Origin of the sequence: Novosphingobium sp. PP1Y (genome assembly GCF_000253255.1) — a bacterium.
Lineage (GTDB): Bacteria > Pseudomonadota > Alphaproteobacteria > Sphingomonadales > Sphingomonadaceae > Novosphingobium.
The window spans coordinates 21,608-37,089 of the sequence record NC_015583.1 but is presented as its reverse complement, the minus strand read 5'-3'; the positions used below and the strand labels follow the sequence as shown (position 1 = coordinate 37,089).

Here is a 15,482-nt window from a genome sequence, read left to right as displayed (position 1 = left end):
GATGAAACGCTTTCCCAAGATCGCGGCAGCCTTTCTAATTGGAATGTTGAGCAGCAGCGCAGTGTTAGCTCAGGCAGCGGATGCAGAAATCGGCGGACTGTCCGAGACGGAAGTTCCGCCTACCGGTCCTTACGGCGCCGTGATGGAATACGACTCATCGATACGGCCAGCTCAGACAATCTATCGACCGCGCGACCTTGGTAAAATTGGCCGCATGCCGATCGTGGTATGGGGAAGTGGCGGGTGCCGGTTCAATGGCGGCGCCGCTTCACGCCGCTTCCTGCTTGAAGTCGCCTCCTACGGTTACTTCATTGTCGCGCCTGGCAATCCCGGACCTGATCGCCCCGTGGAACCGACGGCTGACCGCGTGATCCAATCTCCGCGACCTCGGCCTGTGGAGGGCGCGCGGCCGCCCCGCCTTGCTACAGGCGCCCGAGGCGCGCGCCCTCCACAACCGGGTGGAGAGTCTGTCCCCGGCGAGTCACGTGAAAAGACGCTGCCGGCCAATATGGAGGCAGCAATCGACTGGGCGGTAAATGAAAACGACCGTGATGGGAGCGCATATCGAGGCAAGCTCGCCGTCGACAAGATAGCTGCCTCTGGTCGCAGCTGCGGCGGCTTACTCGCTTTGTCCATTCAACAAGATCCCCGGGTAAAAGCGGCCATGATTTGGAACAGCGGTATATTCGGGCGCCCGGGTGCTGGTGGCGGCGTAGAGATCACCAAAGACGCCTTGAAGCAGCTGCACACGCCCGTACTGTACGTGGCTGGAGGGGCTGACGACGTAGCGCATGAAAATGCGGTTGATGACGTTTCACGCATCAATCACGTGCCGGTGTTCTTTGGTGAAATTCCGACAGGCCACCCCGGGACCATGAGGCAGGCGAATGGCGGGAGCACCTCGAAGGTCGCCGTTGCCTGGCTGGATTGGCAGCTCAAAGGCGATGAGCGTGCCGGCAGGATGTTCTCCGGTGAAGACTGCGAATTGTGCCGTAACCCCGTTTGGACAGTGGTGCGCAAGAACATGAAGTGATGGCCAGAGCGGCCGTCTACCCGGGATTCCAGGGTCCCGGCATCGATGTAAGGGCTTACAATGCTGCCGGACTTTAATAGAGAGGATGAATGAATGGCTTTGAAGAAATTGCGGTTGATCAAGGCTGTCGGCATGTCTTGCTTCGCTCTTGCATGCGCGGGTGCCTGGGCTCAGGTACCCGTTAATCCAACAGCCCTGCGGGCTGAGGCCGCGAAGATTGCCGGCGATGATCTGAAAGCGGACTATCTCGCGCAGTGCGAACCTGTGGCGCGACCAAGGGGTCCCCGACCCGCCGGGCCGCCGCCAGCGCGGGCTCGAGTGATCATTGAACCCACTCAGGTTTTCGATAATCTTTATTACTTTGGTGACTCCTTTGTGGGCGCTACCGTTCTGAAGACGAGTGCTGGTCTCATCCTCATTGATACGCTGACCACCAGCGAAGACGCTGCGAATATGCTCGTCCCTGGCATGCGAAAGTTTGAGCTCGATCCGCATGATATACGGTACGTGATCGTCACACATGGACACGGTGATCATCACGGCGGCGTCCAGTATCTTCGTCAGAATTTTCCTGGCTTCAAGGTCGTGATGACTGAAGCGGACTGGGCATTTTCAGCTAAGCCGTTGATAATGCCGGGGGGGAGGGTCGATCCAGCACCCAAGCCGGTTCGGCAACCGGGCGATATTGGCTACAACGGCTCGTTCAAGGTCACTCTGGGCGACACTACGGTTTCCCTCGTCGAAACGCCTGGACACACGCCAGGAACCCAATCTTTGCTTTATCCAGTGCGTTGGCACGGCAAACCTCTCACAGTAATGCAGTGGGGCGGTGGCCAGCCAGAGGCGCCTCAGTTTACCCAAGAAGAGGTGGACAGCTTCTTTGCCAAAGCGAAGGCGGCGCACGCTTCAGTACGGTGGTGGAGCCACAACTACCCTAATACGCGGGCGAAGTTGGCGCAGTTGCATGCCGGGGCGAAGGAAAATCCCTTTATCTACGGCGAACAGCGGTTCGCGCGCTATCTCGACGTTATTTCGCTGTGCAAGCGGGCCGGTGGAATTTCCGCACAGTCGGATTGAATTATGGGCTCATTCTTTCCCATGCCTCTGCGGGTCCGCACGCTTTTCAAAACCGGGATCTTGGCGTTAGTGCCGATCGGAGCATTATCGCTTACGCCCGCATTTGCCCCGCAAGTTGCCGTGCCCGCGCATGCTCCGAAACAAATTGGCGGGGTGCTTGCCGATGGAACCCATTGGATCGGTCTGCGGCCGGCGAACTGGAATGATACGCTCCTGTTGGACCTTGATGCTGCACGAGCCGATCCACAAGCGTCCCGCGTTAGGCCCGCGCCTTCAGCGAAATGTCGCTGCTGGCCAAGGCAGTCGGCTTCCGGCTTCTCATCGAGAGATTGGACCAGGGCAAATGGGGTGACACGACCCTACCACGCGCGCGGGGGCTGGCAGCGGAAATCACGGCGAGTTCAACGGTCGATCTGGGCAAGTTAACGCTGTTCGAATCCAGCAAAATTGCGAGCCCGGCCAATCGCTGGGATGTTTCGAACTGGAATACTTATCCAGAATAATCCGTCAATAAACGGCGATAATCAAAAATTATTTAACGGGGGATAATATGAAAACGTCAAGATCTTACCGCAGGCTAGTACTGTTTGCCGGTTCAGCTATGACCGCGATACTTCCACTGACCGGGAATGCGCAGACCATAACAACCGGCCAGATTTCCAATACAATTGGCGGTGAGCCTGTCGATGCCAAGGACATCGTGGTCACTGGCAGCCGCATCCGCGGCGTGGCGCCGGTCGGCTCAACCGTCGTGGCGATCGACCGTGAGGAAATGGCCGCTACCGGCCAGACCACCACGGCCGACATACTACGTCAGATCCCGCAGGTGACCTCGATTGGTTTCAATGCCGAAGGCAGCACCGGCGCGGCCAACTCTTCGAATATAACGCGCGCCTCGGCGCCGAACCTGCGCGGCCTTGGTCCAACCGCGACGCTGACGATCATCGACGGCAAGCGCGTTCCTGCTGCAGGCACACAGGGCCAGTTGGTCGACCCATCGATCATTCCGCCCATTGCGCTGGAGCGCGCCGAAGTCATCGCCGATGGCGCCTCGGCGATCTACGGTTCGGACGCCGTCGCAGGCGTTATCAATTTGATCCCTATCAAGCGCTTCTCGGGAGTGGAAGTGACCGGGCGCGCCGCGCTCGGCAAGAACTACGGCGACCAGCAGGTCGGTGCAATCGTTGGCACGAACTGGACCGGCGGCCACATCGTTGCGGCGGTGGATTATGTACACAACAGCGGCGTCGATGCTGCGGACCGAGACTTTATCACCGACGATCGTCGTTCCTTCGGCGGCCAGAACGGGCTGTCGACCAACTGTGCCGCGCCGGGCACGATGACTGTAGGTTCAAGCGCCGCCACCGGCACCACCTATGCGCTTCGCGGCGGCAGCGGCGTCGGCGTGCTTCGTGCGGGCCTCACCGCCGGTACGTCCAACACCTGCGACAGCAGTCGTCTCATCAACCGCCTGTTACCGGAATCGCAGCGTGTCAGCCTCTATGCCTATGCTGACCAGGAACTGACCGAAAACGTCAAGATCTGGGTCCAAGGCCTTTACAGCCGCCGTAGCTTCGAAGCGGTCCGTTCACCGGCCACACTGACAAACCAGCTGATACCGGTAACCAATCCGTTCCGCCCTGCCGACGTGGCGATCAGCGGCCCAGGCAGTAACGTTTACGTCACCTACTCGCTGGTGCCGGAAGTGGGCCGCATCAACGCTTCGGGTTGGGCCCGGACTTGGCAGGGCTTGTCAGGCATTGAGGCGAATGTCGGAGCGATCCGTCTGCGCGCTTCTGGGTCCTATGGCGTGGGTGAAGACGCAGAGCGTCGCAAGCTGGTCAACACCTACCAGCTTGGCCTGGCCCTGGCTGACAGCAATCCGCTGACCGCGCTTAACTTGTTCGGAAGTGGCGGAAATAACAACCCGGCGACGCTGGATAAAGTTTTCTCGGGCCTCAGCGTGATCCACGGCCGCAGCACCATGGGCACCGCCGAAATGAGCGCCGATGGTCCACTGTTCGCGCTTCCGGCTGGCGACGTACGCTTTGCGGCGGGCGGCGAATACCGTAGGGAAACTCTGCTTGGTGACGGCCAGAGCACCAGCAGAACCACGGGCGTGCAGCAGGCTTCGCCTTCGTCGTTCTATAGACGCACAGTGAAGGCAGCTTATGGGGAAGTGTTTTTGCCGTTGTTCAGCCCGGCCAACGCGGTCCCGGGTATCCAGCGCCTAGAACTGTCCGCAGCCCTGCGACACGAACAGTACAGCGACGCCGGTAAGACTACAAACCCCAAGATCGGCATCAACTGGCAGCCGATCGAAGGCCTGCTTCTGCGCGGCAGCTACGGCAAGTCGTTCCGCGCTCCGGGCCTGGCCGAAAGCGACCCAACCTCGAGCGGCGCCGCGGTTACCTTCACCCAGAACGTCACATTTACGGGCGTAACCGGTTCAAAGAACCAGGCATTGATCCGTGGCGGCAACCCGTCACTGACCCCGGAAACGGCGAGCACTTGGACCGCCGGCTTAGACCTGACCGCGGTGCGTGGCCTGCGTCTGGGTTTCACCTACTTTGACATCACCTACCAAAACCAGATCGTCGACGGTTTCGGCCGGACCGCGCTGTACCGGGCGAACCCGACCCTGTACTCGAATGTGGTCGCGTTCCAGGGCGATGCAAACTTCAACCGGATCAAGGCGATCATCCAAGGCTCGTCGCTGCAGCCGGCGAACCCGGTCGACTACAACGACCCTAACCTGGTCCTTGTCGACGCCCGTCGCATCAACGTCGGAAAGGTGCAAACGAACGGCATAGACGTCGACCTGCGCTACTCCCTGCGCACCGACAACGCCGGAACGTTCAGCCTAACGGCCAACGCAACGAGGTTCTTCACCTACAAGTCGTCCGAATTAGGCCAGCCGACCCTGCGTGTGCTCAATACCATCGGCTTCCCGAACCGCTTCGGTGCACGTGGCACGCTCGGCTGGGCAAAAGGCCAGTTCCGCAGCCAGGTGACGGTGAACTACACCAACGCCTACCTGAACACGAGCAGCACACTTGTGCCGAACGTTAAGGCCTACACGACCATCGACCTCGACGTCGGCTACACATTCGCCGAGGACGCCAGCGGGCGTAACCTGCGTCTTGGCTTTAACGTGCGCAACCTGCTCGATCAGGATCCGCCGCAGGTCGACCGGGACGGTGCTTACGACCCGTCGAAGGCTAGTGCTATCGGCCGTGTCGCGGCGATCACCGCCACGACCAAATTCTGAACTGATACCGGGCGGCCCATAACGGCGGGCCGCCCGGACCTTATTCCCCCGGGAGAGTTTCCTTGAACCACAAGCTTCCTGCAGCCCTTCTACCACTCTCAATTCTCGCGCTGAACAGCGCTGCGGCCTTTGCCGAGGTGCAAGTACCCAAGGGTTCCATCCCGGCCGATATCACGCCCTACCAGCGAGCAGCCACATATGACGGCCTCGCCAAGTCATCAATCTACATCCCCAGCTACGACGGGACGCGGATCGCGATCACCATCTATCGACCGACCAAGGGCGGCCAGGAAGAGACCGCGCCTCTGCCCGTGGTGGTCACCCAGGCCCGTGACGATTTCCGCCCGCAGACCGTGGCGGCGATCAACTATTTCGTTTCGCGTGGCTACATCTGGGTCGCTGCCGACCGTCGCGGCACCGGCGCCTCGTTCGGCGTGCAGACCGGCTTCGTCAACGAGGCCGACGCCAAGGACGGCAAGGCCGTGATCGACTGGGCCGGATCGCAGCCCTTCAGCAACGGGAAGGTCGTGACCTACGGCTGCTCGAACCAGGGCGCCTGGCAGTATGTCGTCATGCAGCACAAGCCGGCGCACCTCGTGGCGATCTCGCCGCAGTGCGCGAGCGCCCAGTTCTTCGACCACGGCATCTCGATGAACGGCGTACCGATGCTCGCCCTTGGGGCCAAGCACTACAACGGCGAATGCGCCCGCCCGGCTGGCGGCGCGCGCCCCGCCCGCAATGAGGAAGCGCCGTCGGAAGCGCGCCAAGCCCGGCCGGCGGCCGCGGATCGCGCCGCGCCGAGCAAACCCAACGTTGATGCCGATACCGACGGCAGCCAGCTGCGCCAGGCCCAGGAAGGGCAGCGCTGCGGCGCGGGCAGCATGGGCCAGTATTGGGCCAACATGCCGCGCGACGGGTACAACACCTTCGCCAAGGGCCGCCCGGCGCTCGACGATACGGCGATGATGCACACTCCAGCGGTCAAGGCTTCAGGAGTGGCTGTGCTGCAAATCGGCGGCTGGTCCGACGCCGCAGTCGCCGGACAGTTCGAGAGCCAGCGCGTGTGGGGCGGCAAGACCGTCATGGGCCCCTGGGTCCACGGCAACCGCTCACTACCCACGGTGCGCCATGCCGGCGACACCTTCGACGTGAACGCCGAGATCCTGCGCTGGTTCGACCATTACGCCAGGGGCATGGACAACGGCGCTGGCAAGAGCGAGATCGTCTATTACACCCAAAACGCGGTGCCCGGCACCGAGTGGCGCAAGGCCGCCAATTGGACCGCGGCCAGCGGCGTGCGCCAGCCCTTCTTTCTAAGCGGCCAGGCCCTGTCTTCACGCGCTCCGGCCGCAGGCGGCAAGCCCGTCACTTACGCTCAGCAGGAAGTGAAGCTTTTCGAGGGCCGCTACTCCCCGCTGCGCCGGATGTGGGAAGGCAATATGTCCGAGGCCGACGCCAAGAGTTTGGTCCACACCGGCCCGGTCCTGGCCGGAAACTTTCAGGTGACAGGCACACCCACTGCCCGCCTCTGGGTCAGCACCGATACGCGCGACACCAACGTGTTCGCGATCCTCGAGGACGTCGCTCCGGACGGCAAGGTCAGTTACGTTTCCGATGGCCGCCTGCGGGCCTCGTGGCGCAAACTGAATCCCACTCCTTGGGGCCCCTCTTCGCAGCTTTGGCATCGCGGCTATGCTGAGGACATCAAGCCGATGGTCCCCGGCCAGCCGACCGAGCTCGCGTTCGACTTCTTCCCGGTGTCCTACGTGTTCCAGAAGGGCCACCGGATCCGCCTCAGTATCGTCACTTCGATCGCCAACAAGTGGCAGGATCCGCCGATGACCGATAGCAAGCCGGTGAACCTAACCCTCTACCAGGACGCGCGCCACCCCTCAAAGGTCGAACTGCCGATCGTGCGCTGAGCCGGTGGACCTGGAGATGACGATGAACCTTTCACGAGCCTTCACGATCAGTGCCGCCCTGCTGGTAGTTACCGGCGCCCTCCCGGTACTTGCCGCCACGCCCGAGGAGATCCACCTGTGGCCGGGCAAGGCGCCGGGCACCGAAAAGTGGACCCAGCCGGAGCAAGTTGCCGGTCAGCCCGGTCGGCGCAGGATAACCAACGTCTCCGATCCGACGGTGACGGTGTACCTGCCCGAAGCTGGCAAAGCCAACGGCACCGCGATCATTGTTGCACCGGGTGGCGGGATGCGCGCGCTGAACATCGACGCGGGCGGCACAAGCGTGGCCGAATGGCTGAGCGCGCGCGGCTACACCGCGCTCGTTCTCAAGTATCGCATCCGTCAGCAGGCTCCCGGCCCGCCAGGCGCTAGCGCGGAGCGGCGCCCGGCTCTCGATGGCGGGGAAGGGCGCGCTGCACCGTCGCGCACCGGTGCCCGCGCCGAAAGTTTGCCCATGGCCGGTCGTCCCGAGATGGTAATTCGCGATGCCAACGCCGATCCGGCGCAGGATGATCCGGAAATGGCCATTGCCTACCGCATGGCCGTCGCTGATGCTGGCCAGGCCATTCGCCTTGTTCGCGCTAACTCCGCCAAGTGGCACGTCGATCCGGCCAAGGTCGGGATCATGGGCTTTTCGGCTGGCGGGGGCGTCGCGGTCGGCTCGGGTCTGGCCGAGGCTGGCCCCGGCTACCCTTCGTTCGTGATCTCGCTTTACGGCCCCTCGCTTATGGACGTGAACGTCCCGGCCTATGCCGCGCCGTTGTTTATGGCGGTCAAGCAGGATCATTGGAACGTCACCCCCGGCCTTATCGCACTTTTCGACAAGTGGCGCGAAGCCAAGAAGCCGGTTGAGTTGCACGTCTTTGACATGGCCAACGGTGCAATCGGCATGGAGCCCACAGGTACCCCAATCGACAGCTGGCTGGATCGAGTGACCGACTGGCTCGCGCTGCACGATTTTGCGCCACGCCCCAACGTTGAATCAGATTTGCGGGAGAGAATACAATGACCATGACCGCTTTGGTGCGCAGTACAGCTTTGGCGGCCGTTATGCTTGCTGCGGGGCCGCCGGGCTCGATCACTTTGCTTGCCCGAACATCCCCGAGTGCTGCGGCAACCACAGTGATGGAGATGGACCTTACATTGCCCGACCATACGGTGTACCGGCCCGCCGAACTTCCGCCCGGGGTTAAGATCCCAATTCTCGCGTGGGGCAATGGTGGGTGCGCGAACATTGGCAACAGCTCGGAGCCTTTCCTGCGCGAAATAGCCTCGCACGGTTACCTTGCCGTAGCCTCGGGCCCGATCGCGCAGCGTCCTCCTCGTGAGGAAGCGGCCGGGCGGGATGCTCCCCGTCCGGTCCGCGATGCAAACGCACCCCGTGCCACGCGCGCCCCGAACTCTCCTCGCCCTGCTCAGAGCAATAATGCCAGTCTGACTGCCGCAATCGACTGGGCTATCGCAGAGAATTCCCGGCCCGGAAGCAAATATGAGGGACGCCTCGACACGACGAAAATTGCCGTCTTGGGCCGCAGTTGCGGCGGGCTTCAGGCCATCGCGATCGGGGCCGATCCGCGGGTCAAGACAGTTATCGTTATAAACAGCGGCATTATCCGTGGCGGCGTACCTCAGCCCGACGGATCACTTGAACAGCGGCAGTACATTCCTGCCGGGGTTGAAGACCTGGCTAAACTGCATACGCCAATTGCCTATTTCGTCGGTGGGCACACCGATCAAGCGTTTCGTGGTTCAGAAGCAGATTTCCTGATCATCGATAAGCTTCCTCTGTTCAACGGGAATATGGATGTCGGGCATGGGGGCACTTTCCGCCAACCGGACGGCGGTCCGATGGGGAAAGCCGTGATCGATTGGATCGACTGGCAACTAAAGGGTGACAAGGAAGCAGCCAAATCCTTCGTTGGCGCCGACTGCCGCCTTTGCCGTGATCCCAAATGGACGGTGAAGAAGAAGAACCTACGCTGACAAATTAAACGCCAAAAATAAATGCGCCTGCAAATAGAAAATTTAAAATGAGAGAAAAAATGGACATAAATCGACGCATACTTTCTTCCGGGGTCGCTATTTTAGCCATAGTCGCTTCATCGCCAATATTGGCACAAACCAAATCCATGAACACATCTATCGGCACGAATAAACAATTGAATGATGGTTCGGATGATGAGCAAGCTAATCCGCAGGACATTATTGTCACGGGTACCAGCATACGTGGGGTGGGATCCGTCGGGTCGCCAGTGATTTCGTTGGGCCGAGAGACGCTGTCGGAAGCTGTTCGCAGCAGTCCGGTCGACATCCTTCGGCAACTCCCGGCCGTTTCTAATCTTGGGTTTGACGATACTCCGCGAACAACCAACAATGGTAATGTCCAGCGGGGCCGCACTATAAACTTGCGCGGTATCGGGGCGGGAGCGACGCTGCTGCTAATCGACGGAAATCGCATTGCTCCGACTGGCAACGTGGTGTCCTTCGTCGATGCCGACCAGTTGCCAACTGCTGCACTCGAACGTATCGAAGTCGTAGCTGAAGGTGCATCCGCTATTTACGGCTCAGACGCCGTTGCTGGCGTCGTCAACTACATACCACGCCGCAATTTCAAAGGCATTGAAGTGAGCGGGCGGACCAGTTTCACTGACGGCTACTCGGAATGGGGCGGTAGTCTCGTCGCAGGCCACAACTGGGGATCGGGCTCAATCGTCGTTGCCTACGATTACAATAAGCGTACCGAAATGCGTGAGGGTGAAAGTCGATTCCTACGCCAGGATCTTACACCGTTTGGTGGTCTTGACGGTCGCGTGGACGGAAACAGCGCGTCCTTGGGCGTCCCAGGTAGTATCGTCGTCGCCCGTACCACCTCGCAAGGTAATAACCCCACGTACCCGACGGCAGGCTTGTTCAACTACTACACGCCCGTCGTTGGCAGGGATGGCCGACTAACCTATGCCGAGTTGACGCTGAACCGAGCAAATCTAGTCGATGCTTCCGATTACAATACATACCTGCCGGCCAATGAACGCCATCAGGTTTCTGTCAGCCTAAGGCAGGAAGTGACGTCTTGGCTTACTGCCTCGGTTCTTGCTTTCTACAACTGGAAGCACAGCCAGTTGAATATCTTCCCGTCGGCCAATGTTAACTTCACGCCTGGAAGTGCTTTTTATGTTTCCGGCATCCCTGGGGTGAGCGCCACTGCAAATGAACGGGTGGTATTCTCGTTTGCCAAGGACATCGGGACAACGCTGCGCAACCAATACAACAAACAGTGGCAAGTTATCGGTAACCTCAAAGCGAATCTTCCTGCCGGCTGGATCGGACAACTGAACTTCAACGATTCGCGTAACATCAACTGCGCTCTCTGCGTAGACGCGAACTCCGGCAACGTTGACCGTACCGCGCTGCAGGCCGCCGTGACTGCCGGCACGTATAATCCGCTCAGTCCCACGCCAGCTTCGGCTGCCGTGTTGAGCACCTTCATGCCCGCAGCATACGACAGGAATAGGTCCAATCTACGCGAATATGCTCTGCGCTTCGATGGCCCCCTACTCACATTGCCCGGCGGGCAGATGAAAGCCGCTGTCGGCGCCACCTATATGGAAATCGATCAGTTCCGCACCGCAATGGGCCAGGGCTCGCGCGATGTCGCGGGCGTTTATGCCAAACGCAACGTTCGGGCGGCCTATGGCGAACTGAGCGTCCCGCTCATAGGGGAAGACTTCACCCTGCCAGCGGTCAAGTCACTTTTGGTGAATATAGCCCTGCGCACTGAACGTTATTCGGATTTCGGGACAACCACCAATCCGAAAGTCGGCGTCAATTGGGACGTGGTCGAAGGGTTGCGGCTTCGTGGCTCGTGGAGCCGGTCGTTTCGCGCTCCCAACCTGATCGAGATCGGGCCGCAATTTTTCACCAATATAACGGTAGCGAACCAGGCAAATGCTGCTGGCGATCCGACCATCCCGATCAACGTTGGCAACAATCAGACCACAGTTGTTCGTGTCACCGGTGGTAACGCCAGCCTCTCACCTGAAAAGGCTAAGACGCTGACATTCGGCTTCGACTTCAAGCCAGTCGACCTGCCTGGCCTGAACATTTCGTCGACCTATTACGACATCTCATATAGTGGCCAGATCATTACCCTGCAGGGGCCTAGCACACAGTTCCTGTCCAACGCGACAAACCGTCAGATCTACGCTGATTACATTGTGGCGGCATCACAACCCTCGAACTGCCTCCCGTCGGATCAATCGACGTGGGCACAGATCTACCGTGACACCTTCGCCATTCCGACCTCTTCGGGTGGAAACATTGACGTTTCCAACATCTGCAACGCCAAGGCGGTGATCTATGGTCGCAACACCAACGCAAGTTCGGTGCGCCAGCGCGGCATTGACGTTCAAGCTAGCTATGGGTGGGAGGCTGCCGGGTCGGAGTGGCGGATCGACATCAGCGGCACCAAGATCATCAGCAACAAGCTTCAGGTCGTGCCAGGCGGTGCCGTTCTCGATGCGCTGGACGTGATGAATCAGCCGGTCAGCTTCCGTGGAATCGCAGGATTTTCTTGGTCCAAGGGCCCAATTATGCTGCGCCCGTCCCTCAATGTGGTTGGCTCATATCGCAACGATCTTCCGATCACGATTAATGGCGTTGTCCAACCGATTAACCGCGTGCCATCGTGGACGACCGTTGACTTGGTCGGCGTGCTCAAAATCGGCGAAATGCTGGACCTCGTGAACAAGGTCGATCTGACAGTCAACGTCCGCAATCTCCTCGATAGAGACCCGCCGGTGGTGATTTCCACCAATAGCGGATACGCATTTGACAATCAGAATGCTAATCCTTTCGGAAGAATTGTGTCTCTCCAGCTCACAACGAAGTTCTAATATATTAGAAATATGCCGGTGTGATCTATAGATCACACCGGTAGTTTGGGTAAATAGCATAAAAAGTGGGAAAGATACCTAGGTTTTATGGTAGAAAACGGAGTTGCGTTTAGATCTAGGTCGTGAACTCATAAATTGATGATCGCGCTCGTGTGGCCTGATACACAGGCATGGTCAGTTCGATTGTCGGAGAGCGGAGCTGTGGAGACTTATAATGCTGTGGTTTTCACGCTTGTGCAGGGCATTTTCGCGGCTGCCGCGCTCGGCGCTACTCTGATCGTGCTGTTCAACGGTTTCTCGGAGGGATTTGATCCCCAAGCCATTCCTGCACTTCTAATCATCTGGGCAGTAAGCGCGGTAGGAGTGTTAGGGACGTGGTTCATGCGCCGTCTCTTTACGGCTGCTCGGTAACACGGCTGATTGTCCTTCCGATAATGCGCCAAATGTGATTCAGAATCGGCATGAGCCGATATGACCTGACCGACTTCGAGTGGCGCGTGATCGAGCCGCTGCTGCCCAACAAGCCAAGAGGCGTGCCGCGCGTCGACGATCGCCGCGTGCTGAACGGCATCTTCTGGGTGCTGCGCTCCGGTGCGCCGTGGCGCGACCTGCCCGAACGCTACGGCCCGCGCACCACCTGCTACAACCGCTTCGTGCGATGGCGAAAGGCGGGCGTCTGGGACCGGATGATGGACGCCATCACCGCTGCCCATGATGGCGACATCCAGATGATCGACAGCACCTCCGTTCGCGCTCACCAGCAGGCCGCGACGGCAAAAAGGGGGATCGAGATCATTGTCTCGGTCGTTCCCGAGGCGGCCTCACGACCAAAATCCACGCGGTCGTCGATGGGCAAGGCCTCCCGATCAGGCTAAGCCTGACCGCCGGCCAAAGCCATGACGGGAAAGCTGCCGATGACCTGCTCGATCACGTAGCCGCCGGAACAAGCGTGCTGGCCGACAAAGCATATGATGCAGATCATATCCGGGCGACACTCCGCGAGAAGGGAGCGTTTGCCAATGTCCCGCCTAAGGCAAACCGAAGGTCGAAACCATATTTCAGCACATGGCTCTACCGCGAGCGCAACCTGATCGAACGATTCTTCTCCAAGCTGAAACACTTCCGCAGGGTGGCCACCCGATACGACAAGTTGGCCGAAAACTTCCTTGCCATGGTCCAACTCGCCTCAATGCGGCTGTGGCTAAGGGTTTATGAGTCTACGGCCTAACCCGGCGCTCTATGATGTCTTGGGCCGGTATTTCACAGCCGGCGTACATTTCAAATTCTAAGCGTTCGTTTTTCCTTGAGGGCGGCCCGGACAATCCTTGCCCGGGCCCCCTGCTATGAACGCAAATCATTCGGCACTCCGGCATGCTAATGCCCCATGGCGTACGATGATGGCGAACCGCCGCCCAGATCAGAATGGCTCCAATCCGGACTTCAATAGGATCGGCCAGCTCGCGTACGAGACCAGCGTTTGACAAAAGCTCGCCGCGGCGGCGGGATTTCGCGATTCCCGGAATAGCCCGGCAGAAAAACAGGTGTCGCAGGCGATTTCTCTCGGCAGCTGGCCGATCACATCTATACCTAGGACGCGCCGCAATTCACTGACTTGCTGAATAGCGATATCCGCTCGGTCATCCACCAGCAATTCTGCCGTAAATCCCTGCTCGATAATGGTCGCTTTAGCATTAATCTCGCTGGAAATCCCTAAACGCTGAAGCAATTCTGCAAAATAAATGCCGCTCGCTCCGCTCCGAGAATAGGCAACCGAACGGGCAGCAAGAAGAGTGGCGACGAAGGCTGCAACCGTATCGATCGGAGGCCAGGGCGCCCCTGCCCTCACCGCCACCCCCACCGACGAAAGCGCGATATCGGTACGACTTCCCGGCAGTAGCACCCCTTTCGAGATCAACTGCTCGATCCCGTCCGCAGTCAGAATAGCCACATCCCCACCACGCCCAGTTCTGATGCTCTCTAACAGTTGTGAGGTTGGGCCGAATTCAAGGACGGCTGATTCCCCGGTCCTTGCTTGGTTCAGTTCGACCAATTGGTTCATGGCGTTAGCTAAAGCAAAGGTTGAAATCACGCGAATCGGCGCGACCAAAGCAGGTGAAGTCATTCATTGTCCTTGTCATTTGAACGCGGTGCAGGAATTTGTAAATGCGGCCGGTATGGCCCCGTATACAGCCGAAGCCCGCTGCCTTCTTGAGCGATATAGTCGCAGTCCCTGCAAAATTGCAGTGACCGCCGCGAGATGCTTTGATATGAGTGTGGTATATCAACATGTTGAACGGCCGGGGCCTGTCTTCGTGCTGGGACAACAGACGAGGGTGAGGCTGGGGAATGATTAACTGGGAGGACATGCGAGTGTTCATCGCACTCGCGCGTCATGGATCATTCTCTGCGGCGGGTCGCAAGCTCGGCCTCGATGCTACGACTGTTTCACGTCGCGCACGGCGCCTGGAATCGAATCTTCAATCTATGCTGTTCTTCAGCAATGGCGGATCTCTTCAGCTAACGGCTGCCGGGCGGCGGCTATCGGAAGCCGGGATCGCCGTGGAGATGGCGATGGAGATGGCGGAAGAAGATCGGGTTCCTGGTGCGGCTGCGGGAACGGTGCGAATGAGTTGCCCCGATGGGTTGGGCGGCTATATCTTGGCCCCTAACCTTCCTTCGTTTATCAATCAACGCAAAGGCTTGCGGGTGGAGTTTGTAGCCACCCCCGGCTATCTTTCCGCCACGACCCGCGAGGTAGATATTGCGATCACCTCCAGCCCCCCAGAACCTCGCAAGTTGCGCGTCGATGCTTTATCTGACTATGAAATTGGACTCTACGCGTCGGAAAGCTATCTTGGTAGATGCGGCGTTCCCCAGACTGCGGCAGAACTCCGGGGCCATGAGTGCATCGGCTATGTGGACGATCTTATCTACACGCCGGAGCTTCGCTTTCTCGACCGGTTCGAGACAGGACTAAAGCTGCACCTGGCCTGTTCTTCGTTGCGTATCCAATTGGTTCTAGCCGCCAATGGCGGAGGAATTGGAGCATTTCCTTGCTTCATGGCCGACGATTCGCGCGATCTCGTTCGGATTCTGCCTGAGCGCACGTCGACCCGCACGTTCTGGATTGCGGTCCACGAAGACCTTTACGAAACCGCCCGCATGCGCGCGGTGATCAGCTGGCTTTATCGGCTCGTCGAACAGAAACGGGAAATCCTTGTCCCGTCTCAATACCGGTAGGCTTCCGG

11 protein-coding genes are annotated in these 15,482 nt (G+C 59.4%); 10 read left to right on the top strand and 1 reads right to left on the bottom strand.

Annotated features, from left to right (window positions below; translation table 11 throughout):
- Position 1 precedes the first annotated feature (1 nt).
- The 9 genes from PP1Y_RS24830 (at position 2) to PP1Y_RS25135 (ending at position 13,462) form a co-directional block, all read left to right on the top strand.
- Positions 2-1,033 carry a hypothetical protein gene (locus PP1Y_RS24830; protein WP_013836294.1) on the top strand — a complete coding sequence of 344 codons (1,032 nt, stop codon included), beginning with the start codon at positions 2-4 and terminating at the stop codon, positions 1,031-1,033.
- Positions 1,034-1,126: 93 nt separating this feature from the next.
- Positions 1,127-2,110, top strand: coding sequence for an MBL fold metallo-hydrolase (locus PP1Y_RS24530; RefSeq protein ID WP_013836293.1), 984 nt, complete (start codon positions 1,127-1,129; stop codon positions 2,108-2,110).
- 281 nt (positions 2,111-2,391) lie between these two features.
- Positions 2,392-2,613, top strand: a complete 222-nt coding sequence (locus tag PP1Y_RS01250; RefSeq protein ID WP_013836292.1) for a hypothetical protein — start codon at positions 2,392-2,394, stop codon at positions 2,611-2,613.
- A gap of 98 nt (positions 2,614-2,711) precedes the next feature.
- A complete protein-coding gene (locus PP1Y_RS01245) occupies positions 2,712-5,381 on the top strand; it encodes a TonB-dependent receptor domain-containing protein (RefSeq protein ID WP_041558159.1) in 2,670 nt (889 codons plus the stop codon).
- A gap of 62 nt (positions 5,382-5,443) precedes the next feature.
- Complete coding sequence (locus PP1Y_RS01240; protein ID WP_041558158.1) at positions 5,444-7,303, top strand: CocE/NonD family hydrolase; 1,860 nt, start codon at positions 5,444-5,446, stop codon at positions 7,301-7,303.
- A 22-nt stretch (positions 7,304-7,325) separates the two neighbouring features.
- Positions 7,326-8,351 (top strand): alpha/beta hydrolase, encoded by a 1,026-nt coding sequence (locus tag PP1Y_RS01235; RefSeq protein WP_013836289.1) that lies wholly within the window; start codon positions 7,326-7,328, stop codon positions 8,349-8,351.
- The gene (locus PP1Y_RS01230; RefSeq protein WP_148274777.1) at positions 8,348-9,325 is read left to right on the top strand and encodes a hypothetical protein; all 978 of its coding nucleotides are present in this window, start codon (positions 8,348-8,350) and stop codon (positions 9,323-9,325) included. The genes PP1Y_RS01235 and PP1Y_RS01230 overlap by 4 nt, the downstream gene beginning before the upstream one ends.
- Before the next feature lie 47 nt (positions 9,326-9,372).
- Positions 9,373-12,234: a TonB-dependent siderophore receptor gene (locus PP1Y_RS01225; RefSeq protein WP_148274776.1), complete on the top strand. Its 2,862-nt coding sequence runs from the start codon at positions 9,373-9,375 to the stop codon at positions 12,232-12,234.
- A gap of 461 nt (positions 12,235-12,695) precedes the next feature.
- Positions 12,696-13,462, top strand: a protein-coding gene (locus tag PP1Y_RS25135; RefSeq protein ID WP_148274775.1) for an IS5 family transposase whose coding sequence is annotated in 2 segments (ribosomal slippage) — positions 12,696-13,008 and positions 13,008-13,462 — 768 coding nt in all. Because the reading frame shifts where the segments join, the coding sequence is not laid out codon by codon here.
- 189 nt (positions 13,463-13,651) lie between these two features.
- Here the strand turns inward: PP1Y_RS25135 and PP1Y_RS01210 are convergent.
- Positions 13,652-14,356 carry a substrate-binding domain-containing protein gene (locus tag PP1Y_RS01210; protein WP_013836282.1) on the bottom strand — a complete coding sequence of 235 codons (705 nt, stop codon included), beginning with the start codon at positions 14,354-14,356 and terminating at the stop codon, positions 13,652-13,654.
- A 242-nt stretch (positions 14,357-14,598) separates the two neighbouring features.
- Here PP1Y_RS01210 and PP1Y_RS01205 point away from each other — a divergent pair, with 242 nt between their 5' ends.
- Positions 14,599-15,474 carry a LysR family transcriptional regulator gene (locus PP1Y_RS01205; protein WP_369799477.1) on the top strand — a complete coding sequence of 292 codons (876 nt, stop codon included), beginning with the start codon at positions 14,599-14,601 and terminating at the stop codon, positions 15,472-15,474.
- Positions 15,475-15,482: the final 8 nt, after the last annotated feature.